The following is a 24,985-nucleotide window of genomic DNA, read 5'->3' on the forward strand; positions in this document are numbered from 1 at the left end:
GGGGGCCGGGGGGGGGGGGCGGGGGCCGGGGGCCCGGCGGGGGGGGGGCCCCCCGGCCCGGGGGCCGCTAGCGGTTGACGGCCTCGAGGGAGCGCAGGGCGTTGTGGGCCTCGGCCACCACGCGCTCGGTGGTGATGCCGAACTCCTCGAACAGCACCTTGTAGTCGGCGGAGGCGCCGAAGTGCTCCAGCGAGACGATCCGGCCGTGGTCGCCGACCAGCTCGCGCCAGCCCTGGGCGATGCCGGCCTCGACCGAGACGCGGGCCTTGACCGACGGCGGCAGCACGCTGTCGCGGTAGGCCTGGTCCTGCTCCTGGAACCACTCGAAGGACGGCAGCGAGACCACCCGGGTGGCGATGCCCTCGGCCTCCAGCGCCTCGCGGGCCTGGACGGCCAGCTGGACCTCGGAGCCGGTGCCGAGCAGGATCACCTGCGGGTCGCCGGTGGAGGCCTCGGCCAGGATGTAGCCGCCCTTCGCGGTGCCCTCGGCGGAGCCGAAGACCTCGCGGTCGAAGGTCGGGACGCCCTGGCGGGTCAGCGCCAGGCCGACCGGGCCGGGGTGGCTGGTGTGGCGCTCGACGATGGTGCGCCAGGCGACGGCGGTCTCGTTGGCGTCGGCCGGGCGGACCATGGCCAGGCCCGGGATGGCGCGCAGCGAGGCCATGTGCTCGACCGGCTGGTGGGTCGGGCCGTCCTCGCCGAGGCCGATCGAGTCGTGCGTCCAGACGTAGGTGACCGGCAGCTTCATCAGCGCGGCCAGGCGGACGGCCGGGCGCATGTAGTCGGCGAAGACCAGGAAGGTGCCGCCGTAGACCCGGGTCTTCCCGTGCAGGGCGATGCCGTTCATGGTCGAGCCCATGGCGTGCTCGCGGATGCCGAAGTGGATCGTCCGGCCGTACGGGCTCGCCGACTTCAGCGGGTTGCCCTCGGGCAGGAAGGAGCTGTCCTCGTCGATGGTGGTGAGGTTGGACTCGGCGAGGTCGGCCGAGCCGCCCCACAGCTCCGGGATCACCGCGCCGATCGCCTTGAGGGTGTCGCCGGAGGCCTTGCGGGTGGCGACGTCCTTGCCGGCCGGGAAGGACGGGACGGCCTTCTTCCAGCCCTCGGGCAGCTCGCCGGCCTCGATGCGGTCGAACTCGGCCGCGCGGTGCGGGTTGGCGGCGCGCCAGGCCTCGAAGCCCTGCTGCCACTGGTCGCGGGCGGCCTTGCCGCGCTTGATGACCTGGCGGGCGTGCCCGATGACCTGGTCGCTGACCTCGAAGGTCTTCTCCGGGTCGAAGCCCAGGACCTTCTTGGTGGCGGCGATCTCGGCGGCGCCGAGCGCGGAGCCGTGCGCCTTGGCGGTGTTCTGGGCGTCCGGGGCCGGCCAGGCGATGATCGTCCGCATCGCGATCATCGACGGGCGGGAGGTCTCGGCCTTGGCCGCGGCCAGCGCCTCGGCCAGGGCGGCCACGTCGATGTCGCCGTTGGACTTCGGGGTGACGCGCTGGACGTGCCAGCCGTACGCCTCGTAGCGCTTGAGGACGTCCTCGGAGAAGGCGGTCTCGGTGTCGCCCTCGATCGAGATGTGGTTGTCGTCGTAGACGGCGACCAGGTTGCCCAGCTTCTGGTGGCCCGCCAGCGACGAGGCCTCGGCGGAGATGCCCTCCTCCAGGTCGCCGTCGGAGACGATCGCCCAGACCGTGTGGTCGAAGGGGGACTCGCCGGCCGGGGCCTCCGGGTCGAACAGGCCGCGCTCGTAGCGGGCGGCCATCGCCATGCCGACCGCGTTGGCGATGCCCTGGCCCAGCGGGCCGGTGGTGGTCTCCACACCCGCGGTGTGGCCGTGCTCGGGGTGGCCGGGGGTACGGCTGCCCGCGACGCGGAAGGCCTTCAGGTCGTCCAGCTCCAGGCCGTAGCCGGCGAGGTAGAGCTGGGTGTAGAGCGTCAGGCTGGTGTGGCCGGGGGAGAGGACGAAGCGGTCGCGTCCGACCCAGGACGGGTCGGTCGGGTCGTGGCGCAGGAACCGCTGGAAGATCAGGTACGCGGCCGGGGCCAGCGACATGGCCGTCCCGGGGTGTCCGTTACCGACCTTCTGGACAGCGTCCATGGCCAGGACGCGCGCCGTGTCAACGGTGCGCTCATCCAGATCGGTCCACTCGAATGCGTTCGTCGGCGCAGTGCTCACCCTGTCTCAGGGCTCCTTCCATTGTGAAGAGTGACCCCGTGAATGGGGACCGGGTCGGCCACGGCGCTGTGGTCCCGACGCTGGGTGGTGCCGGTCACGGAGGGTAGATCCCGCTTCTGTCCGCGAGCCTACCGTCCGGGGTGCGGCTCACCCTCCGTGCTGGGACAACCGGCAATTCCGCATGCAGATTCCCACTGGAGCGGTGCGGATGGATTTGTCCCAGACTCTCCCGGTTCGCGCCGTCGCGCCGCCCAGGTGGTCAGGACGGGCTAGCGGACCCGGCGGAGGCGCTCGACGGCCCCGCCCGGGCGGTTCACCCGGGGGTGTGCGTTCCGCCTCGCCGGGGGACCCCGGAGCCGGATGGGATATATGGAACGTCTATGGTGTCGTGGTACGCGCAGAGCGGACGATTCGGGACCCTTCGTTCCTGTGGACGCCTGCGAAGATTCATCTTCAGTTGGGGTGTTAGTGACCGCCGTCGAAACCCGTCCCGCCGGGGTCACCGGGGCGACTCCTGCGCACCGGCCGTTCGGGGCCCGTGTCGGCGCGTTCGTCGCATTGACCAAGCCGCGGATCATCGAGCTGCTGCTGATGAGCACCGTGCCGGTGATGTTCCTGGCCCAGCAGGGCGTGCCGAACATGCTGTTGGTGCTGAAGGTCGTCGTCGGCGGCTACCTCTCGGCCGGCGGCGCCAACGCCCTCAACATGTACATCGACCGCGACATCGACGCGGTCATGTCGCGCACCGAGCGGCGTCCGATCGTCACCGGGATGGTGTCGCCGCGCGAGGCGCTGGTGTTCGGCATCGTCCTCGCCGTCGTCTCGACGCTTCTGCTGGGCTTCGGGGTCAACTGGCTGTCGGCCTGGCTGGCGCTCGGCGCGCTGCTGTTCTACGTGTTCGTCTACACGCTCGGGCTCAAGCGGCGCACCTCGCAGAACATCGTCTGGGGCGGCATCGCCGGCTGCATGCCCGTCCTGATCGGCTGGTCCTCGGTGACCAACTCGGTGTCCTGGGCCGCGGTGATGCTGTTCCTGGTCGTGTTCTTCTGGACGCCGCCGCACACCTGGGTGCTGTCGATGAAGGTCCGCGACGACTACGAGCGGGCCGGCGTGCCGATGCTGCCGGTCGTCAAGGGCAACGTGGCCGTCGGCAAGCAGGTCGTCGCCTACTCCTGGGTGATGGTGGCGGTCTCGCTGGCGGTCTGGCCGCTGGGCCACATGAGCTGGCTGTACCCGGTCGCCGCAGTGCTGCTGGGCGGGGCCTGGCTGCGCGAGGCGCACGCGCTGTACGGGCGGGCCAAGGCCGGGATCGTGGGCGCGAAGCTCAAGGAGATGCGGCTGTTCCACTGGTCGATCACCTACCTGTCGCTGCTGATGGTGGTCTGCGCGATCGACCCGTTCGTCAAGTAGAGGCTTACGAAGCAGAGGCTTACGCGAAGAGCCCCGGTCCAGGCGGACCGGGGCTCTTCGCGTTCTCAGCGGGCGGGCAGCTCGGAGGGGCCGACGTGGCCGTCCAACCAGTCCCGCAGCGGCTGGGAGGCGTGCAGGAAGCCGGCGATCCGGGTGTGGGCGGCGCGGGTGCCCAGCCACTTCGCGGGCTCCCACTCCTGCCAGGCCACCAGGCCCTTGTGGCGCAGCAGCCCGATCCGGGGGTGGTCCTTGGGGTAGCCGCGCGGGGCCGACTTGAGGGAGTCCCGGCCCACGACCAGCGGGCCCTGCTGCTCCACCCGGGCGATCACCCGCTCCAGCTCCGCGCCGGTGACGTCCTCCGCGACGGCGGCGCGGTAGCGCTCCAGCTGGTCGGGGGCGAGCTGGTAGAGGCCGTTGCCGCAGGCCAGTCCGTCGGCGGAGAGCTGGATGTAGCCGCCGCTCTCCAGATGGGCGCCGATGTGGGTCTTGTACGGGGACTTGTCGGCGCTGAACCGGACGTCGCGGTTGGGCCGGAAGATCTTCCCCGGCCCGAACTCCGGCTCCAGTTCGGCGAGCAGCAGCTCCATCGGGGCCCGGACGACGCCGTCGTAGACGTCCTTGTGGGCCTGCCAGAAGGTCTTGGAGTTGTCGGCTTCCAGGTGCTCGTAGAAGTCGAGCGCCTCGGCCGGCCAGCCGGAGAAGGTCACCCCTCCAGTATGTGGCCCGGTGCACAGGGCGCTCCCGTCGCCAGCGGCGCTACCGGTGGGTAGCATGCGGGACATGAGCAGCGCAGAGACCGCCACCGCCGCGCCGGACGCCCGCACCGAGCGCCGCGCCAAGCGCATCGCCAAGCACCTCACCAGCTTCGCCCGCGAGCACGGGGGCGGCGACGCCGTCGTCGAGTACGTCGGCTCCGTGGCCACCCGCATCGTGGTCGTCGGCGCGGACGGCGCCTGGGGCGACCAGGTCGCCCCCAGCTACGCCGTGGGCAAGCGCGCCGCCGAGCTGGCCGGGCTGACCCTGCACGACGACTTCGAGGGCGAGCTGGGCCTCAAGGTCAAGACCGGCGCGTACGAGTGGAAGCGGATGGCCGGCATCCAGATCTGACCGCGTCCCGGTACGACGAACGGCCCGGTTCCCCCCACGCGGGGGAGCCGGGCCGTCGGCGTGTGCGCGGTCAGACCGAGGCGGGCTGCGGGGTCTGGGCGGGGAGCTGGTCGGTGACCGCCTCGGCGCCGCGGGTGCGCAGGGCGAGGGGGACGCGGAGGGCGGCGATCCAGGTCAGTGCCGCGAGGAGCATGTGGAGGCCGACCATCAGCTCGGGGGCGTCGGTGAAGTACTGGATGAAGCCCAGGACGCCCTGCAGCAGCAGGACGGCGAGCAGTTCCTTGGTGCGGGACCTGGCCGCCTGGGGGGCCTTCACGGCGGCGAGGACGAAGATCGCCGCGATGGCCAGGCCCACGGACACGAACGCGAAGTCGGCGTGGAACTGGGCGAGGCGGTCGTAGTCGATCGGGATGCGCGGGACGATCTTGTTGTCCTTGGGCGTGCCGGGGTGGTGGCCGGCGCCGGTCACCAGGGTGCCGGCCGCGACGAGCAGGCCGATCACGGTGACCAGGACGTAGGACAGCTGGTGGACCGGGCGGGGCACCACGAGCGTCGGCGGGCCGTCGCCCTCCTTGGACCGCTCCCACATCAGCAGCGCGACCCAGACCAGGGCCATCGCGGCGATCATGTGCAGCGCCACGGTGTACGGGTTGAGGCCGGTCAGCACGGTGATGCCGCCGAGCACGGCGTTGCTCATCACCAGCCAGAACTGGGCCCAGCCGAGCCGGGTCATGCTGTGCCGCCAGGGCCGGTGGCAGCGGGCGGCCAGGATGGCCCAGCCGACGGCGGCGCTCAGTACGTAGGTGAGCATCCGGTTGGTGAACTCGACGATGCCGTGGAAGCCCATCTCGGCGGTGGGCGTCAGGCTCTCGTCGGTGCACCGGGGCCAGGTCGTACAGCCGAGGCCGGAGGCGGTGAGGCGGACGGCGCCGCCGGTGACGACGATCACCACGCTCATCACCAGCGCGGCGAACGTGGCACGCCGGACCATCTCGGCGGATGGCTGCCAGCGCTCGGCGAGCAGGGAGAAGGGATTAGGCACGCGGTCAATCGTAGGCGGCCTTACAGGCGATCTTGGGGCGGGGCACGGGCCGCGCGGCGGTGTGGCGCGGGTGGTGCGGCGGGAGGCGGCGGAGCCGGCGGGCGGCGACACGCTGGGGTGCGACACGCGGACAAACCGGGGTGGTTCGGTCAAGGAGGTTATTGGTCTTGACCAATCACCCGTTTGGCCGAAAGAGTGCGGATTGGTCCATACCTTTTTGAGGACCCCTCCCCCCATCTACGCCCGCACGCAAGCGGAGACCTGCACATGCGCATACCCATTTCCGCCGCCGCGCTCGCGGTAGGCGGCTCGCTCGCACTGGCCGGGCTCGTCGCGCCGGCCGCCCAGGCCGTCGGCACCGACCAGGAGTGCCGCAGCCTCGGGGTCGCCAACCTCTACGGCGAGTTCATCGAGGGCGACGACACCCACACCCCCGACGCCGAGGGCGCGGTCGCGGTCGGCGGCAACGCCGACTTCACCGGCGGCTTCTCGGTCGGCCAGGAGCTCACCCAGGCCCAGGTCGACGCGCTGCCCGGCAAGAACGCCCTGGTCGTGGCCGGCAAGCTCACCGGCCACAACACCCAGGTGATGAAGGGCAACGGCGTCTTCGGCTCCAAGGCCGACGGCGCGGTGGCCCAGGCCCACGCCGGCACCGTCAACCAGGGCCCCTCGCCGATCGACTTCAAGGCCGAGTTCGCCAAGCTGCGCGCCGCCGCCACCTCGCTGGCCGCCGTCCCGCAGACCGCCGGCGCCACCGTCCAGGCCGAGGGCGCCAAGCTGACGCTCACCGGCGGCGACGCGAAGTACAACAGCTTCACCGTCGACGCGGCGAAGCTGCAGGGCGCCAAGGACGTCTACCTCAAGGTGCCGGTCGGCTCGGTGACGGTGGTCAACGTCACCGGCGGCTCGTACGACATGGCGGCGGCCGGGACCACCGGCTTCCACCTGTGGGACGAGGGCAAGAAGGCCTTCGTGCTGGACGACAAGCTCCAGAGCGCCGCGGGCGGGGCGATCCGGTCCAGGCTGCTCTGGAACTTCCCGACCGCCACCAAGGTGGTCAAGAACAGCCAGGCCGCCTGGGCCGGCACCGTGCTCGCGCCGAACGCCGCCTTCGACCTCGGCAGCGGCGGCCCGGTCAACGGCTCGGTGATCGCCGCCTCGCTGACCGGCAAGGGCGGTGCCGAGACGCACCACTACCCCTTCACCGGCTGCCTGCCGGGCACCACCGTCCCGACGCCGTCCGGCACCCCGACGGTGCCGCCGACCGTCCCGCCGACCGTGCCGAGCGGCTCGCCGTCGGCCACGCCGAGCGCGTCGACCGCCCCGAGCGGTTCGGCGAGCCCCTCGGGCGGCCCGTCCGCGTCGACGAGCGGCAAGCCCAGCGCGAGCGGCAGCCCGTCGGCCGGCGGCTCGACCGCCGCTCCGGCGGCCTCGGGCAGCCCGTCCGCCCAACCGGACGCCGGGGGCAACCTGGCGCACACCGGCTCCGGTCCGGTGCTGCCGCTGGCGATCGGCGGCGCGGTCGTGCTCGCGGCCGGCGGCGGGATCGTGGTGGCCGCCCGGCGCAAGGCGGCCCGGAAGGCCTGAACCGGCTGAGCCCGCGATCCGGCCGGGAACGCCGGCAACGCGGGCGCGTCGGAGGCACAGGAGTGTCGGAAAGAACGGAAAGGCCGGAAACGACGGAAAGGCCGGAATGGCCCGGCGTTCGTCGGCTGACCGAATCGGAGCCCTCGGTGATTGAACCTGATCACCGGGGGCTCCGTTCTTCCCTGAAGTGGCGAAGTCCATTCAGGTTTGCCGAATCCGCGTTCTGCGAGGTGACGGCTGTGATGGGCTGGCCCAAGCACATCGGAAGACGGACGGACAGTCGATATCCGGTCGTGCGGCGGGGTGTGGCGGGGTGCGGGAGTGCCGGTAGAGTCCCCCGGACAGTCGTAGCGGGCCACCGCGTACCACTCAACACGCCTGCTGCGCACGACCGTTCGGAGGGGAACAAAGTAATGGCGCGACAGCAGCGGCACTTCGCGATCGGCGCGACGGCACTCGCCGGCACGGCTGCGGCCGGTTTTCTCCTGCCTCTGGCACTGGCCACCAATGCCTCGGCGCACGTGCCGAGTTGGTCGGTGACCTGCGACAAGATCGTGATCGATCTGATCAACTACAGCCCCAAGGCCGACGTGAAGAACACCGTCAGCCTCACCATCGACGGCGAGAAGGTCCTGGACGCCAAGGCCTTCCCCGCGGAGTTCCACGGCTCCTTCCCGGTGAAGGACCACGATGCCCCGATCAAGGCGAACCTGGTGGTCACCACCACGGAGAACCCGAACGAGAAGGGCTGGAACATCAACGAGACCAAGACCATCGAGCCGTGCCACACGCCGACTCCGACCCCGACCCCCACCAAGACCCCGACCCCGACTCCCACCCCGACGCCGACCGTGACCCCGAGCACCCCGCCGCCGGTCACGACGCCCCCGGCCACCCCGACCCCGTCGGTGACCCACACCCCGAGCAAGACCCCGACCCCGTCGCCCTCCGCCAGCGCGCCGGCGCTCGCCCAGACCGGTAGCAGCGACGCGACCCCGATGATCGCGGCGGCCGGCGGCGGTGTGCTGCTGGTAGGCGGCGCGCTCGTGCTGCTCGCCCGCAAGCGCCGTGGCGGCAGCGAGAGCTGACGCCTGGTCAGTCGACAACGGCAACGCCCCCCGGCCGCCAAGTGGCCGGGGGGCGTTGTGCGTTGCCGCCGCCGGTCACTCCCAGCGGAAGAAGCGGGCGGCCGCGGCCAGGCCGAGCGCCGACCAGCCGGCCAGGATGCCGAGGTCCGCCCACGGCACCCCGGCGCCGGCCTGGAGCACCGACCGCAGGCCGTCCGAGAGCGCCGAGATCGGCAGCAGCTCCAGCACCGGGCGCACCGCGTCGGGGAACCTGCCCAGCGGCACGATCACCCCGCCGGCGAGCAGCAGCAGGATGAACACCAGGTTGGCGCCGGCCAGGGTGGCCTCGGCCTTCAGGGTGCCGGCCATCAGCAGGCCGAGCCCGGAGAAGGCGGCGGTGCCGAGAACCAGCAGCGCGGCGACCGTCAGCGGGTTGCCGTGCGGGGACCAGCCGAGGGCCAGGGCGATCACCGACAGCAGCGCGACCTGCAGCGCCTCCGTCACCAGGACGCAGCCGGTCTTGGCGGTCAGCAGCGCCCAGCGCGGCAGCGGGCTGGCGCCGAGCCGCTTCAGTACGCCGTAGCGGCGCTCGAAGCCGGTGGCGATGGCCTGGCCGGTGAAGGCGGTGGACATCACGGCCAGCGCGAGCAGGCCGGGGGCCAGGAAGTCGACCCGCTTGCCGGGGCCCTCGACCGCGACGATGTCCACGGCGGAGAACAGCACCAGCAGCACGGTCGGGATGACCACGGTGAGCAGCAGCTGCTCGCCGTTGCGCAGCAGCATCCGGGTCTCGAACGCGGTCTGGGCGAGCAGCATCCGGCCGACGGGCGCGGGGCCCGGCTTGGGGGAGTAGTCCGTCGTGGCGGCGCTCATGGTTCCCTCACTGCGTTCGCTCATGAGCGGAGCTCCCGTCCGGTCAGGTCGAGGAAGACGTCCTCCAGGCTGCGGCGCTGGACGGACAGCCGTTCGGGCAGGATGCCGGAGGCCGCGCACCAGCCGGTGACGGCGGCCACCAGCTGCGGGTCGACGGGCGCCTCGACGCGGTAGTTGCCGGGGGCGGTCTCGGTGGCGGTGGCGCCCTCGGGCAGCTCCTTGAGCAGCGGGCCGAGGTCGAGCCCGGGCGGGCCGTCGAAGTGCAGCGTGCTCTCGGCGCCGCCGCGGCACAGCTCCTCGGTGGTGCCGTCGGCGATCACCTTGCCGCGGTCGACGATGGCGACCCGGTCGGCGAGCTGCTCGGCCTCGTCCATGTGGTGGGTGGTGACGACCACGGTGACGCCGTCCCGGCGCAGGTCGCGCACCAGCTCCCAGGTGGCCCGGCGGGCCTGCGGGTCGAGGCCCGCGGTGGGCTCGTCCAGGAAGACCAGCTCGGGGCGGCCGACCACGGCCATCGCCAGGGCGAGTCGCTGCTGCTGGCCGCCGGACAGCCGGCGGTAGGTGGTGCGGCCGCAGGAGCCGAGGCCGAGGCGTTCGACCAGGGCGTCCACGTCCAGCGGGTGGGCGTGCAGCTTGGCGGTGTGCCGCAGCATCTCGACGGCGCGCGCGCCCGCGTACACGCCGCCGGACTGCAACATGACGCCGATCCGGGGCCGGAGCGCGGCGCCCTGGGTGACCGGGTCGAGGCCGAGGACGCGGACGGTGCCGCCGTCCGGACGGCGGTACCCCTCGCAGGTCTCGATGGTGGTGGTCTTGCCGGCGCCGTTGGGGCCGAGGACGGCGGTGATCGCGCCGGCCGGGATGGTGAGGTCGAGGCCGTCCACCGCGAGCTTGTCGTCGTAGCGTTTGACCAGCCCGGCGATCTGGACCGCGGGTTCGGAGTGCATACCGGCGAGTGTAAGAGGGCCTGACGCGCCGGTCGGACGGCGGCTCGGTGATCGTTTTCCCAGGTCAGGTAAGGCTAACCTGCGTGACAGATGACACCGGTGAGGCCTGGGTCACGGCTTGTCCCGGCGGAAGTAATTACGCAACACTGGTGTTGTGAAAAACATGCGCGAGCACGCCCAGCAGCGGGAGGCCGAGTCGGCCTCCTCCTGTGACGTGCCCGTGACGGCGGCCGAGGTGCTGCTGGAGGGCCACCGGGCCACCCGGGACCGGGTCGCGCGGTCGATCCTGGACCACGGCCCGTCCTCCGCCGCCGACCTGGCGAACCGGCTCGGCCTCACCGCCGCCGCCGTCCGCCGCCACCTCGACGGCCTGGTCGCCACCGGTCTGGTCGAGTCCCGCGAACAGCGGGTCTACGGCAGCCGCGGCCGGGGCCGTCCGGCCAAGGTCTTCGCCCTCACCGACGCCGGCCGGGACGCCTTCTACCAGGCGTACGACCAGCTCGCCGCCGACGCGCTGCGCTGGATCGCGGACTCGGTGGGCGGCGGCAAGGCGGGCGAGGAGGCGGTCGCCGCCTTCGCCCGCGCCCGGTTCGGCAAGCAGGCCGAGAAGTACCTGGAGGCCCTGCGCCTGGCCGCCGCCGGAGAGCGCCCCGAGGCGCTGGCCCAGGCGCTCAGCGCGGACGGGTACGCTGCCACGGTGCGGCGTGTCCCGTCGGCCGCGGCCAAGGCCCCGGCGGGCGCCCAGCTCTGCCAGCACCACTGCCCGGTCGCGCACATCGCCGAGCAGTTCCCGCAGCTCTGCGAGGCGGAGACCGAGGTCTTCTCCCAGCTCCTGGGCACCCATGTGCAACGGCTGGCCACGATCGCCCACGGCGACGGGGTCTGCACCACCTATGTGCCGGCACCCGGTGCCGCATCGTCGTCCGCCCAGCCCCCGGCGGGACGCGGCTCCGATGCGATGCCGACTGCCAGTACATGAAAAATTCCGTGTCCACCGAAGATTCAGCGTCCGCGCGTTAGGAAGCTCGCATGACTGACACCGTTTCGCACCCCGAGCTCGAAGGCCTCGGCAATTACGAGTACGGCTGGGCCGACCCGGACACCGCCGGTGCCGCGGCCAAGCGCGGGCTCAGCGAGGACGTCGTCCGCGACATCTCGGCGAAGAAGAACGAGTCCGAGTGGATGCTGAACCTGCGGCTCAAGGGCCTGAAGCTGTTCGGCAAGAAGCCCATGCCGACCTGGGGCTCCGACCTCACCGGCATCGACTTCGACAACATCAAGTACTTCGTCCGCTCCACCGAGAAGCAGGCCGAGTCCTGGGAGGACCTGCCGGCGGACATCAAGGCGACCTACGACAAGCTCGGCATCCCGGAGGCGGAGAAGCAGCGCCTGGTCGCCGGTGTCGCCGCCCAGTACGAGTCCGAGGTCGTCTACCACCAGATCCGCGAGGACCTGGAGGAGCAGGGCGTCATCTTCCTGGACACCGACACCGCGCTGCGCGAGCACCCGGAGATCTTCAAGGAGTACTTCGGCACGGTGATCCCGGCCGGCGACAACAAGTTCGCCGCGCTGAACACGGCCGTGTGGTCCGGCGGCTCGTTCATCTACGTGCCGAAGGGCGTGCACGTCGACATCCCGCTGCAGGCCTACTTCCGGATCAACACCGAGAACATGGGCCAGTTCGAGCGGACGCTGATCATCGTCGACGAGGACGCCTACGTCCACTACGTCGAGGGCTGCACCGCCCCGATCTACTCCTCCGACTCGCTGCACTCGGCGGTCGTGGAGATCATCGTCAAGAAGGGCGGCCGCTGCCGCTACACGACCATCCAGAACTGGTCGAACAACGTCTACAACCTGGTCACCAAGCGTGCCGTGGCGTACGAGGGCGCGACCATGGAGTGGGTCGACGGCAACATCGGCTCCAAGGTCACCATGAAGTACCCGGCCGTCTACCTGATGGGCGAGCACGCCAAGGGCGAGACCCTCTCGATCGCCTTCGCGGGCGAGGGCCAGCACCAGGACGCCGGCGCCAAGATGGTGCACATGGCGCCGAACACCTCGTCCAACATCGTCTCCAAGTCGGTGGCGCGCGGCGGCGGCCGGACCTCCTACCGCGGTCTGATCGAGATCGGCGAGGGCTCCAAGGGCGCCAAGTCCAACGTGCTGTGCGACGCGCTGCTGGTGGACACCATCTCCCGCTCGGACACCTACCCGTACGTGGACGTCCGCGAGGACGACGTGTCCATGGGCCACGAGGCGACCGTCTCCAAGGTCAGCGAGGACCAGCTCTTCTACCTGATGAGCCGCGGCATGACCGAGTTCGAGGCGATGGCGATGATCGTCCGTGGCTTCGTCGAGCCGATCGCGCGCGAGCTGCCGATGGAGTACGCGCTGGAGCTCAACCGGCTGATCGAGCTGCAGATGGAGGGCGCGGTCGGCTGACCTCCGGCCGCCGCCGTCCACTCATTTCCGAGGAAGAGAGCACTACGAACAGCCATGGCTGAGCAGAACACCACCGGCTCCACCACCGCCGGTTCGATCGAGGTCGGCACGGCCGGCGCGGGCGCGCAGCTCGCCGGCCCCGGCACCGGCCGCACCACGGTCCAGCAGCCGATCGACGCGCGCGTCGCGGTCAAGCCGTCCTTCGACGTGAACGACTTCCCGGTGCCCACCGGCCGCGAGGAGGACTGGCGGTTCACCCCGCTGCACCGCCTCGGCGGGCTGCACGACGGCACCGCCGCCGCTGCCGAGCGCGGCGAGGACAAGGTCGAGTTCACGCTGCCGGACGGCGTCACCGCCGAGACCGTCGGCCGGGACGACGCCCGCCTGGGCAAGGCCGGCAAGCCGGTCGACCGGGTCGCCGCGCAGGCGTTCAGCGCCTTCGACCAGGCCCTGGTCGTCACCGTCCCCAAGGAGTCGGTGCTGGCCGAGCCGGTCCGGATCGACGTGCGCGGCGAGGGCGGGGTCCGCTTCGCCCACGTGGTGATCGACGTCAAGCCGTTCGCCGAGGCCGTCGTGGTGCTCAACCACGCGGGCACCGGGACCCGGGCCGCCAACGTCGAGCTGCTGGTCGGCGACGGCGCCAAGCTCACCTTCGTCTCCGTCCAGGACTGGGACCGCGACGCCGTCCACGCCGCCCAGCAGACCGCGCTGGTCGGCCGGGACGCCTCGCTGAAGTCCGTGGTCGTCACCTTCGGCGGCGACGTCGTCCGGATCCACCCGCGGGTCAGCTACGCCGCGCCCGGCGGCGAGGCCGAGCTGTTCGGCCTCTACTTCGCCGACGCCGGCCAGCACCTGGAGCACCGTCTGGTCATCGACCACGACACCCCGCACTGCCGCTCCAACGTGGTCTACAAGGGCGCGCTGCAGGGCCAGGACGCCCACGCCGTCTGGGTCGGCGACGTGCTGATCCGCGCCGCCGCCGAGGGCACCGACACCTACGAGCTCAACCGGAACCTGGTGCTCACCGACGGCGCCCGGGTCGACTCGATCCCCAACCTGGAGATCGAGACCGGTGAGATCGTCGGCGCCGGCCACGCCTCCGCGACCGGCCGCTTCGACGACGAGCAGCTGTTCTACCTGCGGTCCCGCGGCATCCCGGCCGACGAGGCCCGCCGCCTGGTGGTCCGCGGCTTCTTCGCCGAACTCGTCCAGCAGATCGGCGTCGCCGAGATCCAGGACCAGCTGATGGAGAAGATCGAGGCCGAGCTGGAAGCGGCGGTCTGATCCAGATGACCTTCCTCCGTGCCTGCGCGCTGAGCGACCTCCAGGAGGACGTTCCCAAGCGCGTGGACCTCAACGGCGTGCCGGTCTCCGTCGTCCGTACCGACGAGGGGGTGTTCGCGATCAACGACACCTGCTCGCACGCGAACGTCTCGCTCTCCGAGGGCGAGGTCGAGGACTGCATGATCGAGTGCTGGCTGCACGGCTCCAGCTTCGACCTGCGCACCGGCAAGCCGTCCGGCCTGCCCGCCACCAAGCCGGTCGCTGTCTACCCCGTAAAGATCGAAGGGGACGATGTGCTCGTCTCCGTCAACCAGGAGTCCTGAGTACACATGGCAACCCTTGAAATCCGCGACCTGCACGTCTCCGTGGACGCCGAGAACGGCCCGCGCGAGATCCTGAAGGGCGTGGACCTGACCGTGAAGCAGGGCGAGACCCACGCCATCATGGGTCCGAACGGCTCGGGCAAGTCCACCCTCGCCTACTCGCTGGCCGGTCACCCCAAGTACACCGTCACCGGCGGCTCGGTGCTGCTCGACGGCGAGGACGTCCTGGAGATGTCCGTCGACGAGCGCGCCAAGGCCGGCGTCTTCCTGGCCATGCAGTACCCCGTCGAGGTCCCGGGCGTCTCGGTCTCCAACTTCCTGCGCACCGCCGCCACCGCCGTCCGCGGCGAGGCCCCCAAGCTGCGGCTGTGGGTGAAGGAGGTCAAGGAGGCGATGGCCGCCCTCCAGATGGACCCGGCCTTCGCCGAGCGCAACGTCAACGAGGGCTTCTCCGGTGGTGAGAAGAAGCGCCACGAGATCCTCCAGCTGGAGCTGCTCAAGCCGAAGATCGCGATCCTCGACGAGACCGACTCCGGCCTGGACGTCGACGCGCTGCGGATCGTCTCCGAGGGCATCAACCGGGTCCGCTCGACCGGCGAGGTCGGCACCCTGCTGGTGACCCACTACACCCGCATCCTGCGGTACATCAAGCCCGACCACGTCCACGTCTTCGCGGGCGGCCGCATCGTCGAGTCCGGCGGCGCCGAGCTCGCCGACAAGCTGGAGAACGAGGGCTACGAGGCGTATGTGAAGGGGGGCGCGTCCGAGTGACGCATCCGTTCGCGGGACTGCTCGACACCGACGCGATCCGCAAGGACTTCCCGGTCCTCCAGCGGGTGCTGCACGACGACAAGCCGCTGGTCTACCTGGACAACGCGGCGACCTCGCAGAAGCCGCGCCAGGTGCTGGAGGCGCTGAACGCCTACTACGAGCGGCACAACGCCAACGTCCACCGCGGCGTGCACGTGCTCGCCGAGGAGGCCACGGCGCTGTACGAGGGCGCCCGGGACAAGGTCGCGGCGTTCGTCAACGCGCCGAGCCGCAACGAGGTGATCTTCACCAAGAACGCCTCGGAGTCGCTCAACCTTGTTGCCAACATGCTGGCCTGGGCCGACGAGCCGTACCGGGTGGACGCCGACTCCGAGATCGTCATCACGGAGATGGAGCACCACTCCAACATCGTCCCGTGGCAGCTGCTCTCGCAGCGCAGCGGTGCGAAGCTCAAGTGGTTCGGGCTGACCGACGAGGGCCGGCTCGACCTGTCGAACATCGACGAGCTGATCACCGAGAAGACCAAGGTGGTCTCCTTCACCCTGGTCTCCAACCTGCTCGGCACCGTCAACCCGGTCGAGACGATCGTCCGCAAGGCCCAGTCGGTCGGCGCGCTGGTCGTCATCGACGCCTCGCAGGCCGCGCCGCACATGGTGCTCGACGTGCAGGCGCTGGAAGCCGACTTCGTCGCCTTCACCGGGCACAAGATGCTGGCCCCGACCGGCATCGGCGTGCTCTGGGGCCGCCAGGAGCTGCTGGAGGACCTCCCGCCGTTCCTCGGCGGCGGCGAGATGATCGAGACCGTCACCATGGGCTCGTCCACCTACGCCCCGGCGCCCCACAAGTTCGAGGCCGGCACCCCGCCGATCGCCCAGGCGGTCGGACTCGGCGCGGCCATCGACTACCTCCAGGGCATCGGCATGGAGAAGATCGCGGCGCACGAGCACGCGATCACCGAGTACGCCGTCGAGCGGCTGCTCGAGGTCCCCGACCTGCGGATCATCGGCCCGCGCACGGCCGTGGACCGCGGCGCCGCGATCTCCTTCACCCTCGGCGACATCCACCCGCACGACGTGGGCCAGGTGCTGGACGAGCAGGGCATCGCCGTGCGCGTCGGCCACCACTGCGCGCGGCCGGTGTGCCTGCGGTACGGAATTCCGGCGACCACGCGGGCGTCGTTCTATCTGTACTCGACGCCGGGCGAGGTCGACGCGCTGATCGACGGCCTGCACCACGTCCGGAACTTCTTCGGCTGAGGGACGGGGCAGGACGACCATGAAGCTCGACTCGATGTACCAGGACATCATCCTGGACCACTACCGCAACCCGAAGGGCAAGGGGCTGCGGGACGGCGACGCCGAGGTGCACCACGTCAACCCGACGTGTGGCGACGAGATCACCCTGCGGGTGAAGCTCGACGGTGCCAAGGTCACCGACGTCTCGTACGAGTCCCAGGGCTGTTCGATCAGCCAGGCCAGCGCCTCGGTGCTGAACGAGCTGGTGGTCGGCAAGACCGTCGGCGAGGCGCAGGCCGTCCAGGAGGCCTTCCTGGAGCTGATGCAGAGCAAGGGCCAGGGCGAGGGCGACGAGGAGGTGCTGGAGGACGCGGTCGCGTTCGCCGGCGTCTCCAAGTACCCGGCCCGGGTCAAGTGCGCCCTGCTCAGCTGGATGGCCTGGAAGGACGCCACCGCCCAGGCGCTCGCCAAGAACCCCGCCGTGAACGACTGACCCGCAGAGGAGGACAAGACCATGAGTGACGAAACCCCCTCCACTGCGGAGGAGCAGACCGGCACCGTCATCGTCGGCACCACCGCCGGCACCGTCTCGGTCGAGGACCTGACCGAGGCCCTGATGGACGTCGTCGACCCCGAACTGGGCATCGACGTCGTCAACCTGGGCCTGATCTACGGCATCCACATCGACGAGTCCGACGTGGCCACCATCGACATGACGCTCACCTCGGCGGCCTGCCCGCTGACCGACGTCATCGAGGACCAGGCCAAGACGGCCACCGACGGCCTGGTGCAGGACCTGCGCATCAACTGGGTCTGGATGCCGCCGTGGGGCCCCGACAAGATCACCGACGACGGCCGCGACCAGCTCCGCGCCCTCGGCTTCAACGTCTGAGGACGGGCTAGTTCGTCAACCTGCTGCCGTACAAACCTCCCCTTCGAGGGAAAGGTTTGTACGGCAGTGGTATATCTGCGACCGGGCGGCCAGGCTGGAGCCGCGACCGTGGAGGGAGCGACGTAATGGCTGTGGAAGCAACCGGGCACTGGACGTTGCCCGACTCGCCGTACGCCATGTGGGTCCGGGGCGAGCTTGAGCAGTATCTGCGGATTCCGGACGATGGCACGCGGGTCGAGGTCATTGGAGGGGAGTTCGTCGTGTCACCGGCGCCGGCAGTTACGCATGCGGTGTTCCTCTCGCACATCGAGCGACGGTTCACGCTGGCCTTGGGTTCGGATCCGGCCTTCCCGTGGAGGGCACTGCAGACGGTCAACCTGGACCTGGTGGAGATCGGTGACGGCTACATCCCGGACCTCGTCATCGTGGGTACCGAGGTCGAGGAGCGGGCTCTGAACGGAGACCTCTCCCGCCTCCACCCGGACGACATCGGCATGGCGGTCGAGGTGACCTCCCCGTCCAATGCCCGCTATGACCGCCGCCCGATGTTCGGGCGGCAGATCAGGTCCACCAAGTGGAACGGGTATGCCCGGGGCGGGGTGCCGAACTACCTGCTGGTGGACCGCGACCCGCGGCTGTCCGGTGTCACCCTGTTCGGGGAGCCGAACCGGGGCGAGGGGACGTACGAGGTGCTGGGCGAGTGGAAGTTCGGTGAGACCGTCCGGCTGCCGAAGCCCTTTGACGTCGAGATCGATACCGGCAAATGGAAGCCCTGGGAGTAGGGGCGGAAGCGCCGCTGCCCGGGACTTCTTCGGAAGTCCCGGGCAGCGGCGTTCTGTGTGCGGGCCGTCAGGCGGTGGGCTTGGGTTTGCGGGCGACGGCGATGGCGAGGGCGGTGCAGGCGAGGGCGGCGAGGGCGGCGAAGCCGCTGACGGAGGGGAGGAGGCCGTAGGTCTGGACGAGGGCGCCGAGGGCGATGATGGGGGCGGAGCTGCCGAGGTAGACGATGACCCAGAGGGCGCTCAGTTCGGAGCCGCGGCGTTCCGGGTTCATCGCGGTGACGGCGCTGGTGAACAGGGAGCGGAAGGCGACGCCCTGGGAGACGCCGCCGAGGACGCTGCCGATGAAGAGCAGTGCCGGGGTGCCGGTGTACTGGGCGGCGACGACCAGGCCGAGGCCGGTGGCCAGGCCGGTCATGCCGAGGGCGGTCACCACGCGGTCGGAGGTCGGCGGGACGAGCAGCTGGGTGGCGGCGGAGGAGCCGAGCAGGAGGGCGGCCACGATCGCGCCGACCAGCTTGGAGTCGGTGTGCAGCAGCTTGGCGGCGAAGGCCGGGGCCAGGCTGAGGTAGACGCCGAACACCGCGTAGGAGATGAAGCCGGCGGTGGCGGCGAGCAGGAACTCGCGGCGCCCGGTGCGCGGCAGCCGCAGGCGCTGGGGGCGCAGGTGGGCCGGGGTGGTGATGCGGGGCGGGGAGGCCGGCGGGCGGCTGCGGCCGGGCATCCGGGGGTGGAGGAGGGCCAGCGGCACGCAGAGCGCGAGCAGGGCGATGGCGTGCAGCAGGAAGGGCGTCAGCAACGGTTCGGAGCCGCCGGCCAGCAGGGCGCCGACCACCGGGCCGAGGGCGACGCCGCCCGCGGAGCAGGCCAGGGTGATCTTGGCGGCCAGGGTCGGGTGGTCGGGCAGCAGGTCGCCGAGGGCGGCTCCGGCGGCGCCGGTGGACAGGCCGACGGCGATGCCCTGGACGGCCCGGCCGGCGGCGAGCTGCCAGAAGCTGTCGGAGGTGGCGAACACGACGTCGCCGACGGCGGACAGCGCGACGGCGGGCAGGATCAGGGCGCGGCGGCCGAGGTGGTCGGACCAGTGGCCGACCACGGCCAGGACCGGGACCAGCGCCAGCACGTAGATCGCGAACAGGACGGTGGTGTCGAGCGCGGTGAGGTGCAGCCGCTGCTGGAGGAGCGAGTAGATCGGCGTGGCCAGGTTGGCGCCGATCAGCATCAGCAGCAGGGCGGCGGCCACCAGGCCGACGCGGACGCCGCGCAGCGCGTTCCAGCGGCTGATCGCGGCGAGCCGGAGCTGGGCGCGCGGCGCGAGCTCCGGGGGAAGCAGGGCCTCCGACAGTCGGCGTCCGTCGAGCTGCGCGGTGCGCAGGCCGGAGCCGGCGGGGGAGAGGTCCGCCATGGCAGGGGTCTCCTGTGGCCGGGCACCACCGGGGTCGGCGGGGTGTGCCGGCGCGCCCGTCCGGAGGCGCTGTGGTGGTGGCCGAGGGTACGGGCTCCCTGGTGGGGCGAGGTGAGCTGAAGAGGGCCCCTCCGGCCCGGGGTCGGGCGGAGGGCGGTTGGGCTTCGTTGCCCCGGTGGCACGCGCGGGGTGTGCGCGGTACCAGACCGAAGGATAAGGGGTGGGCGTACGCCCATGGCGCGCGCCCCTGGGTGCGCCCCGTACGGCCGGGCGTCGGGGGTGCCCGGCCTATACGCTGAGGTGATGGATCGGTACGCGGCGCTGTTGGGCTGACCGCTGGGCTGAGGGAGAGCGCACAACGATGGCCGGACGACGTCGCAAGAACACCGGGGCTTCGACGGGTGAGGGCGCGGCCGAGGCGGTGCTGCCCGCCGACCTGGAGCTCCAGGACCTCTACGGGGCGTTCGCCGCGCACGGGCTGGACGACGAGGACCTGGACGACGCGGCCGTCCTGGTCCCGCCGGTGAAGCTGCCCGCCGAGCGCGAGCTGGCCGAGCAGGCGAAGGCCGTACCGATGTTCGGGTACGCGCTGGCGCTGGCCCGCTGGTCCGCCCCGCACCGGGAAGTGGACGAGTTCGGCGACCTGGTCGAGGCGGACCGGGCGCCCGCGGCCCGGCTGCTGGGCCTGGCCCCGGCCGAGGGCGAGGTGCCCGAGGAGGCCGAGATCGAGGCGCTGCGGGCCTGGTCGCTGGCCTGCGACCTGGACCTGGTGGAGCTCGGTACGACGGCGGAGGGCGAGCACGTCGCCGTCCCCGGCCCGGACCTGGAGCCCGCCGAGCAGGGCGACCCGGAGACCGTCCTGGAGCTGTGGCTGACCGCCGCCGGGATCGTCCGGGAGCTGGCCGTCGAGGCGGACTCCGTCCCGGAGGAGGGCGCCGGGGAGGCCGGGGCCGGGGAGGGCGAGGAGGACGAGGACGCGCTCTCCGAGGTCGAGGAGGCCCGTGACGAGGCCGCCGAGCTGCTGGACGAGGCCCTGCAGGTGCTCTACGAGACCACCGCCTTCGCCGAGCCCGGCAACGAGACCGTGCCGCTGGGCGTGCTGGCCGCGCTGCTGGTCGTCCCGGAGGGCGAGGAGCCCAGCGAGGAACTGCTCGGCGACATCACGGACGTGATGGTCGCGCTGGACCCGATGCTGGGCGACCTCGCCGAGCTGGGCCTGCTGGACTACCGCCCGATCGACCCCGAGCTGTTCGACGAGGAGGACGGCGAGGAGCCCGCCGTGGTCGGCGAGGAGCCGCTGGACGAGGAGGAGTCGGCCCGCTTCGGGCTGGTCCGGCTCACCCCGCTCGGCCAGTACGGCATCCGGCAGTGGCTGCTGGAGGACGGCTACGACGCGCCGCTGGTCGGCGACCTGGCCAAGGGGGACGCGGCCGAGCTGCTGCGCGGCGTGTGCGAGTCGGCCAACGTGCTGCCGGAGGAGGAGCTGCGGGCGTGGACCGCCGACCGGGAGCCGGTGGCGGCGGCGCGCGAGCTGCTCGCGGCGGCGCGCGGCTCCGACGGCTACGGCCCGCTGCGCCGGATGCTCGGCGTCTCGGCGCTCAACCTGCTCGGGCCGGGCGCGGAGCCGGCCGCCCGGGAGGTCATGGACGACCCGGAGCTGGGCGGTGCGGTGCGGGCCTGGCTGACCGCGCAGGGGGCGGCGGACGTCCCGGTGCCGGACCGGGCGATGGCGCTGTGGACGGTGGTCGACACCTTCGCCGCCCAGCTGCTGGACAACGGCGGGGACGCCGAGCTGCTGGGCGAGCTGGTCGCCGACCTGCCGGTGAACGGCGATCCGGCGGGCTGGTTCGGCGAGCTGTGGAGGGTCGACCACCCGTACACGGCGGACGTCCTGGAGGCGATCGGGGAGCTGCACCCGGACCGGGCGCTGGCCAAGGAGGCGCGCAAGGCGGCGTTCAAGGCGCGCTCCAGGAGCTGAGCCCTCCGAGCGCACCGTACGGCGGTCTAGGGAAGGTCCAGTGAGCCGTCCTCGGTGAAGGGGAAGAACGGGTTGTGGGCCAGCTCCCAGAGGTGGCCGTCCGGGTCCTCGAAGTAGCCGGAGTAGCCGCCCCAGTCGGTCGGGACCGGCGGCTTGACCACCACGGCGCCGGCCTCGACCGCCGTCCGCAGCGCGGCGTCCACCAGCGCGGGGGACTCCAGGTTCACCGCGAGGGTGACGCCGCGGAAGGAGGGCTCGCCGGTGGCGGGCACGCCCGCGTCGGCGGCCAGCTCGTCGGTGGGGAAGAGGCCGAGCACCGAGTCGGCGGTGCGGAACCAGACGATCTCCGGGCTGGAGGCGGTGGAGCGCTTCCAGCCGAGCGCCTCGTAGAAGCGGGCGCTCTCGTCGAGGTCGGTCACCCCGAGGGTGACGATGCTGATCCGGGCGGGGAAGGCGCCCTGCCCGGTGCGGTCCTGTGCTGCGTCGTTCTGAGCTGTCATGCCGCCAGGTTAGGGAGGGCGGCTGACAACCGGGCGCCCTGACACGGCCACCACCCCCGTCCGGGGGCCGAGCTGATGACCCGGCAGCTGCGGCCACGTAAGGTGGCGTCAGCGGTGCGGGTGCGAGGTCTCGGGGGTGCGGCACAGGATGATGCGGGAGAGCGGCGGCAGGCACCAGAAGCGGGACGCCGGGTCCTCGGGGTCCGCCCCGGCCCCGGACCGGCCGGTCCGGGAGGACCGTTTCGCCGGGCGGCCCGCGGACCGGCCACTGGACCGGTCGGCCGAGCAGGGTGCCGGTCGGCCCGCGGGCAGGCCCGTCGACCGGTTCGCCGACCAGGAGGAGTTCTCCCGCCGGACCCTGGCGGCGGCCGACTTCCCGGTGTACGGCGTGGCCGCGGGGCAGGCCCCCGAGGGCGGGACGATGACGGCCGACGGGGCGTTGGCCGGTGAGGCGCTGGCCGCCTTCGAGACCTCCGGCGGCGAGCTGCGCTGGGTCGAGGTCCAGTGCGGCGACTGGCGCTCGGCGGCCGGCCCGTACGTGACCGTGCGCACCTACCGGCCGGGGGCCGAGCCGGGCGAGCAGCTGCCCGAGCTGGAGGACCTGGTCGAGGACGAACGGGACCGCGTCTACGAGCAGTTGGGCGTCGACGAGGGCGACGGGCCGGGCCGGGTACGGGCGTTGCGCGTGTGGATCACGGTGGACGGCGAGCCCTGCGCGGTGGAGGTGCACGAGGACCGGCCGGTGCCGGAGCCCGGCGCCCCGGCGGCGGACGGTCCGGAGCCGGTGTGGGCCGGGCGGCTGCGGGTCGGCGGGCTGACCGTGACGGTGTGCGCGCGCGGGGTGGCCCCCGGCGCGGTGGAGCTCGGCGCGATCGGCGACTTCGAGGACTGCCTGCGCGGCCGCACCGAGCTGCTGCGCGACCTGGCCGCCCGGCGGGCCCGCCGGGTGCCGGTCGAGGAGCGCGAACTGCCGCCCGCCGTCGGGATGGAGGCGCACCGGGCGCTGATCACGCAGAGCGTCGCCGAGTCCGCCGCGATCGAGGCGCAGGTGCGGGTGGGGCGCACGCCGAGGCTGCCGCGCGGGCTGCGTGGGGAGGTCGGCGCGGTGCGCTGGGAGGCGGCGGTGCGCCAGCAGATGCGGCTGGCCACCGAGACCCGGGAGGAGGCCGCGGCGGCGGTGACCTCGATGGTGAACCACCTCAACCGGCTGTCCCAGCAGACGCACTGGCTGGTCGGCACGGCTGAGGGGGAGGCGGCCGTCGAGGAGGTCGTCCGGTACACGGTGTTCGCGAGCGAGGTGGCGAGCCTGCCGGCGCAGCGGGCCTGGGCGCAGCTGTGGCGGGAGCGGCCGGGCGGCGGCGGGGCGGGGGTCTGGGAGGAGCAGCGGCTGGCCGAGCAGCTGTGGCTGTCGGCCTGGGAGCAGTGGCGGGCGGCGCGGCGCTGACGGGTCGGGCGGGTCGGGCGGGCCGGCGGGGGCCTCAGTAAAGCACAGGTCATGTGACGGTCATCAGTCGGCAAATGGCCGCCTGGGCGTGAGGTGGGCGTCATGCCGGGTTCACCCGCCCGGCGGAGCCTGCTGGGCGTCGGCATCCCGCACCGGCGCCCCCGCTCATCCTCAGGAGTTGCTGCCATGTCGCTGTCCCGTCGGGACTTCGTCAACCGTTCCACCCTCGTCGGGGCCGGCGTGCTGATCGCCGGCGGCGCCGAGGCGCTGGCCAGCGCCCCGGGCGCGATCGCCGCCCCGGTCGGCGGCGAGGCCCCGGTCGCCGCGGCCGCCGGGACCAACTCGGCCGGCGGCACCGCCGTCGGCTACGGCCAGCTGGTCCAGGACCCGGCCGGCCTGCTCTCCCTGCCGAAGGGCTTCTCGTACAAGGTCCTCAACCGGGCAGGCGTCACCAAGCTGCGCACCGGCGAGTTCACCCCGAGCAACCACGACGGCACCTCCGCCTTCGAGGACGAGCGCGGCGGCAACCTGATGGTCGTCAACCACGAGCTGGCCGGCGCCCGCGCCAACTGGCCGCACCCGGTGCCGCTGACCGAGGGCCACGTCTACGACCCGGGCGCGGCCGGCGGCTGCACCATCGTGCATGCCAAGCGGGACGGCTCGGTCGAGCAGTGGGTCGGCATCGCCGGCACCGCCACCAACTGCGCGGGTGGCGTGACCCCGTGGGGCACCTGGCTGTCCGGCGAGGAGACCGAGGACAAGGCCGGCAAGAACGGCTTCACCAAGGACCACGGCTACATCTTCGAGGTCGACCCCTTCGACGACGACTACAACCGGGACCCGCAGCCGGTGAAGGCCTTCGGCCGCTACGCGCACGAGGCCGTGGTCGTGGACCCGAAGCGCGGCCAGGTCTACCTGACCGAGGACGCCTCGAACCCGAACGGCCTGCTGTTCCGCTGGACCCCGCCGGCCGGCTTCAAGCACGGCCGCTACCAGCTGCGCAAGCTCGCCGCCGACGCCGGTGTGCTGGAGGCCTTCAAGGTCTTCGACGCCCAGGGCAAGTTCGTCGACGACCTCTCCCGCGCCACCAAGGTCGGCACCACCTACGGCGTGGACTGGGTCAAGGTCCAGGACCGCGACGCCAGGACCGTCTCGGTGCGCAAGCAGTTCAAGGACGGCGAGGTCAGCCGCGCCCGCAAGCTGGAGGGCATGTGGTGGGGTGACGGCGGCTTCTACTTCGTCTCCAGCTTCGCCCGTTCGGAGAGCCCGCTCCAGCACGACGGCCAGGTCTGGTTCTACAACCCGGCCCGCCGCACCATCACCCTGAAGGTGCTGCTGGGCGTCAACACCGACGTCTGGGGCGACCACGACAACTTCGACGGCCCGGACAACATCACCGTCTCGCCGTACGGCGGCATCGTGATCTGCGAGGACGGCGAGGGCGTCTCGCACCTGTTCGGCGCCACCGAGGACGGGCTGGTCTACCCGATCGCCCGCAACGAGCTGAACATCGGCACCGCCGAGAAGCCCGAGTTCAGCGAGTTCACCGGGGTGACCTTCTCGGACGACGGCAAGACCCTGTTCGCCAACATCCAGACCCCGGGCATCCAGCTGGCGATCAGCGGCCCGTGGCGCCGGCTGAACGAGCACAAGCGCGGCCAGGGCTACGGCGAGTGACGAACCGTCAGGAATGACCGTGCGGCTGCCCGCGGACTACTCGTCCGCGGGC

The 24,985-nt window shown here is 71.9% G+C and carries 23 protein-coding genes; 16 read left to right on the forward strand and 7 right to left on the reverse strand.

The genetic code is table 11. From position 1 onward, the window contains the following. Positions 1-67: 67 nt before the first annotated feature. The gene (gene tkt, locus ACFRQN_RS27410) at positions 68-2,167 is read right to left on the reverse strand and encodes a transketolase (RefSeq protein WP_074001673.1); all 2,100 of its coding nucleotides are present in this window, start codon (positions 2,165-2,167) and stop codon (positions 68-70) included. Positions 2,168-2,629: 462 nt separating this feature from the next. Here tkt and ACFRQN_RS27415 point away from each other — a divergent pair, with 462 nt between their 5' ends. Continuing rightward, positions 2,630-3,577 (forward strand): heme o synthase, encoded by a 948-nt coding sequence (locus tag ACFRQN_RS27415; protein WP_074001672.1) that lies wholly within the window; start codon positions 2,630-2,632, stop codon positions 3,575-3,577. A 65-nt stretch (positions 3,578-3,642) separates the two neighbouring features. Here the strand turns inward: ACFRQN_RS27415 and ACFRQN_RS27420 are convergent, their stop codons facing one another. After that, positions 3,643-4,284 (reverse strand): DUF2461 domain-containing protein, encoded by a 642-nt coding sequence (locus tag ACFRQN_RS27420; RefSeq protein ID WP_049649621.1) that lies wholly within the window; start codon positions 4,282-4,284, stop codon positions 3,643-3,645. Between the two features lie 73 nt (positions 4,285-4,357). Here ACFRQN_RS27420 and ACFRQN_RS27425 point away from each other — a divergent pair, with 73 nt between their 5' ends. Beyond that, positions 4,358-4,684, forward strand: coding sequence for a hypothetical protein (locus ACFRQN_RS27425; protein WP_053111946.1), 327 nt, complete (start codon positions 4,358-4,360; stop codon positions 4,682-4,684). Positions 4,685-4,754: 70 nt separating this feature from the next. On the opposite strand, the gene ACFRQN_RS27430 is transcribed toward ACFRQN_RS27425, so the two are convergent. Beyond that, the gene (locus ACFRQN_RS27430; RefSeq protein ID WP_380742818.1) at positions 4,755-5,735 is read right to left on the reverse strand and encodes a heme A synthase; all 981 of its coding nucleotides are present in this window, start codon (positions 5,733-5,735) and stop codon (positions 4,755-4,757) included. Between the two features lie 258 nt (positions 5,736-5,993). On the opposite strand from ACFRQN_RS27430, the gene ACFRQN_RS27435 reads away from it, so the two are divergent. Then, positions 5,994-7,313, forward strand: coding sequence for a choice-of-anchor A family protein (locus ACFRQN_RS27435; protein WP_380742804.1), 1,320 nt, complete (start codon positions 5,994-5,996; stop codon positions 7,311-7,313). A gap of 413 nt (positions 7,314-7,726) precedes the next feature. Beyond that, a complete protein-coding gene (locus tag ACFRQN_RS27440) occupies positions 7,727-8,401 on the forward strand; it encodes an LAETG motif-containing sortase-dependent surface protein (protein WP_181970706.1) in 675 nt (224 codons plus the stop codon). 75 nt (positions 8,402-8,476) lie between these two features. On the opposite strand, the gene ACFRQN_RS27445 is transcribed toward ACFRQN_RS27440, so the two are convergent. Both ACFRQN_RS27445 and ACFRQN_RS27450 read right to left on the reverse strand, forming a co-directional pair. Continuing rightward, positions 8,477-9,253 (reverse strand): ABC transporter permease, encoded by a 777-nt coding sequence (locus ACFRQN_RS27445; RefSeq protein ID WP_380742821.1) that lies wholly within the window; start codon positions 9,251-9,253, stop codon positions 8,477-8,479. Positions 9,254-9,273: 20 nt separating this feature from the next. Continuing rightward, a complete protein-coding gene (locus ACFRQN_RS27450; protein ID WP_380742808.1) occupies positions 9,274-10,200 on the reverse strand; it encodes an ABC transporter ATP-binding protein in 927 nt (308 codons plus the stop codon). A 154-nt stretch (positions 10,201-10,354) separates the two neighbouring features. Here ACFRQN_RS27450 and ACFRQN_RS27455 point away from each other — a divergent pair, with 154 nt between their 5' ends. The 9 genes from ACFRQN_RS27455 (at position 10,355) to ACFRQN_RS27495 (ending at position 17,932) form a co-directional block, all read left to right on the forward strand. Then, complete coding sequence (locus tag ACFRQN_RS27455; RefSeq protein ID WP_259316761.1) at positions 10,355-11,179, forward strand: metalloregulator ArsR/SmtB family transcription factor; 825 nt, start codon at positions 10,355-10,357, stop codon at positions 11,177-11,179. Positions 11,180-11,229: 50 nt separating this feature from the next. Continuing rightward, entirely contained in the window at positions 11,230-12,645 is a 1,416-nt protein-coding gene (gene sufB, locus ACFRQN_RS27460) for a Fe-S cluster assembly protein SufB (RefSeq protein WP_049650590.1), read from the forward strand. Positions 12,646-12,699: 54 nt separating this feature from the next. Further along, positions 12,700-13,929 carry a Fe-S cluster assembly protein SufD gene (sufD, locus tag ACFRQN_RS27465; protein ID WP_380742810.1) on the forward strand — a complete coding sequence of 410 codons (1,230 nt, stop codon included), beginning with the start codon at positions 12,700-12,702 and terminating at the stop codon, positions 13,927-13,929. A 5-nt stretch (positions 13,930-13,934) separates the two neighbouring features. Continuing rightward, positions 13,935-14,252, forward strand: a complete 318-nt coding sequence (locus tag ACFRQN_RS27470) for a bifunctional 3-phenylpropionate/cinnamic acid dioxygenase ferredoxin subunit (protein WP_063349526.1) — start codon at positions 13,935-13,937, stop codon at positions 14,250-14,252. A gap of 6 nt (positions 14,253-14,258) precedes the next feature. After that, on the forward strand, positions 14,259-15,023 hold the full coding sequence (gene sufC / locus ACFRQN_RS27475) for a Fe-S cluster assembly ATPase SufC (protein WP_074001667.1): 765 nt from the start codon (positions 14,259-14,261) through the stop codon (positions 15,021-15,023). After that, positions 15,020-16,279: a cysteine desulfurase gene (locus tag ACFRQN_RS27480; RefSeq protein ID WP_049650586.1), complete on the forward strand. Its 1,260-nt coding sequence runs from the start codon at positions 15,020-15,022 to the stop codon at positions 16,277-16,279. The genes sufC and ACFRQN_RS27480 overlap by 4 nt, the downstream gene beginning before the upstream one ends. 19 nt (positions 16,280-16,298) lie before the next feature. Further along, a complete protein-coding gene (gene sufU, locus ACFRQN_RS27485) occupies positions 16,299-16,751 on the forward strand; it encodes a Fe-S cluster assembly sulfur transfer protein SufU (RefSeq protein WP_049650585.1) in 453 nt (150 codons plus the stop codon). Between the two features lie 21 nt (positions 16,752-16,772). Beyond that, a complete protein-coding gene (locus tag ACFRQN_RS27490) occupies positions 16,773-17,150 on the forward strand; it encodes a metal-sulfur cluster assembly factor (protein ID WP_259316762.1) in 378 nt (125 codons plus the stop codon). A gap of 125 nt (positions 17,151-17,275) precedes the next feature. Further along, positions 17,276-17,932, forward strand: coding sequence for a Uma2 family endonuclease (locus ACFRQN_RS27495; protein ID WP_380742812.1), 657 nt, complete (start codon positions 17,276-17,278; stop codon positions 17,930-17,932). 67 nt (positions 17,933-17,999) lie between these two features. On the opposite strand, the gene ACFRQN_RS27500 is transcribed toward ACFRQN_RS27495, so the two are convergent. Next, positions 18,000-19,334: an MFS transporter gene (locus ACFRQN_RS27500; protein ID WP_079271943.1), complete on the reverse strand. Its 1,335-nt coding sequence runs from the start codon at positions 19,332-19,334 to the stop codon at positions 18,000-18,002. Positions 19,335-19,695: 361 nt separating this feature from the next. Here ACFRQN_RS27500 and ACFRQN_RS27505 point away from each other — a divergent pair, with 361 nt between their 5' ends. After that, positions 19,696-21,312, forward strand: coding sequence for a hypothetical protein (locus ACFRQN_RS27505; RefSeq protein WP_380742814.1), 1,617 nt, complete (start codon positions 19,696-19,698; stop codon positions 21,310-21,312). Positions 21,313-21,338: 26 nt separating this feature from the next. Here the strand turns inward: ACFRQN_RS27505 and ACFRQN_RS27510 are convergent, their stop codons facing one another. Beyond that, positions 21,339-21,812, reverse strand: coding sequence for a VOC family protein (locus ACFRQN_RS27510; RefSeq protein WP_049650575.1), 474 nt, complete (start codon positions 21,810-21,812; stop codon positions 21,339-21,341). A 148-nt stretch (positions 21,813-21,960) separates the two neighbouring features. Here ACFRQN_RS27510 and ACFRQN_RS27515 point away from each other — a divergent pair, with 148 nt between their 5' ends. Together ACFRQN_RS27515 and ACFRQN_RS27520 are read left to right on the forward strand one after the other, a co-directional pair. After that, positions 21,961-23,256 (forward strand): hypothetical protein, encoded by a 1,296-nt coding sequence (locus tag ACFRQN_RS27515; protein WP_380742816.1) that lies wholly within the window; start codon positions 21,961-21,963, stop codon positions 23,254-23,256. A 186-nt stretch (positions 23,257-23,442) separates the two neighbouring features. Then, on the forward strand, positions 23,443-24,933 hold the full coding sequence (locus ACFRQN_RS27520; RefSeq protein WP_049654998.1) for an alkaline phosphatase PhoX: 1,491 nt from the start codon (positions 23,443-23,445) through the stop codon (positions 24,931-24,933). The last annotated feature ends 52 nt before the right edge of the window (positions 24,934-24,985 follow it).

Origin of the sequence: Kitasatospora sp. NPDC056800 (assembly GCF_042789775.1) — a bacterium.
In the GTDB taxonomy this organism is placed as follows: Bacteria; Actinomycetota; Actinomycetes; order Streptomycetales; family Streptomycetaceae; genus Kitasatospora.

Bases quoted from the DNA above. Each gene is read 5' to 3' on its own strand.
- ACFRQN_RS27520 (WP_049654998.1), top strand. From the start codon at position 23,443: ATGTCGCTGTCCCGTCGGGACTTCGTCAACCGTTCCACCCTCGTCGGG.
- ACFRQN_RS27490 (WP_259316762.1), top strand. From the start codon at position 16,773: ATGAGTGACGAAACCCCCTCCACTGCGGAGGAGCAGACCGGCACCGTC.
- ACFRQN_RS27440 (WP_181970706.1), top strand. From the start codon at position 7,727: ATGGCGCGACAGCAGCGGCACTTCGCGATCGGCGCGACGGCACTCGCC.
- sufU (WP_049650585.1), top strand. From the start codon at position 16,299: ATGAAGCTCGACTCGATGTACCAGGACATCATCCTGGACCACTACCGC.
- ACFRQN_RS27510 (WP_049650575.1), bottom strand. From the start codon at position 21,812: ATGACAGCTCAGAACGACGCAGCACAGGACCGCACCGGGCAGGGCGCC.
- sufB (WP_049650590.1), top strand. From the start codon at position 11,230: ATGACTGACACCGTTTCGCACCCCGAGCTCGAAGGCCTCGGCAATTAC.
- ACFRQN_RS27495 (WP_380742812.1), top strand. From the start codon at position 17,276: ATGGCTGTGGAAGCAACCGGGCACTGGACGTTGCCCGACTCGCCGTAC.
- ACFRQN_RS27505 (WP_380742814.1), top strand. From the start codon at position 19,696: ATGGCCGGACGACGTCGCAAGAACACCGGGGCTTCGACGGGTGAGGGC.
- ACFRQN_RS27500 (WP_079271943.1), bottom strand. From the start codon at position 19,334: ATGGCGGACCTCTCCCCCGCCGGCTCCGGCCTGCGCACCGCGCAGCTC.
- ACFRQN_RS27425 (WP_053111946.1), top strand. From the start codon at position 4,358: ATGAGCAGCGCAGAGACCGCCACCGCCGCGCCGGACGCCCGCACCGAG.
- sufD (WP_380742810.1), top strand. From the start codon at position 12,700: ATGGCTGAGCAGAACACCACCGGCTCCACCACCGCCGGTTCGATCGAG.
- ACFRQN_RS27435 (WP_380742804.1), top strand. From the start codon at position 5,994: ATGCGCATACCCATTTCCGCCGCCGCGCTCGCGGTAGGCGGCTCGCTC.
- ACFRQN_RS27515 (WP_380742816.1), top strand. From the start codon at position 21,961: ATGATGCGGGAGAGCGGCGGCAGGCACCAGAAGCGGGACGCCGGGTCC.
- ACFRQN_RS27450 (WP_380742808.1), bottom strand. From the start codon at position 10,200: ATGCACTCCGAACCCGCGGTCCAGATCGCCGGGCTGGTCAAACGCTAC.
- ACFRQN_RS27445 (WP_380742821.1), bottom strand. From the start codon at position 9,253: ATGAGCGCCGCCACGACGGACTACTCCCCCAAGCCGGGCCCCGCGCCC.
- sufC (WP_074001667.1), top strand. From the start codon at position 14,259: ATGGCAACCCTTGAAATCCGCGACCTGCACGTCTCCGTGGACGCCGAG.
- ACFRQN_RS27470 (WP_063349526.1), top strand. From the start codon at position 13,935: ATGACCTTCCTCCGTGCCTGCGCGCTGAGCGACCTCCAGGAGGACGTT.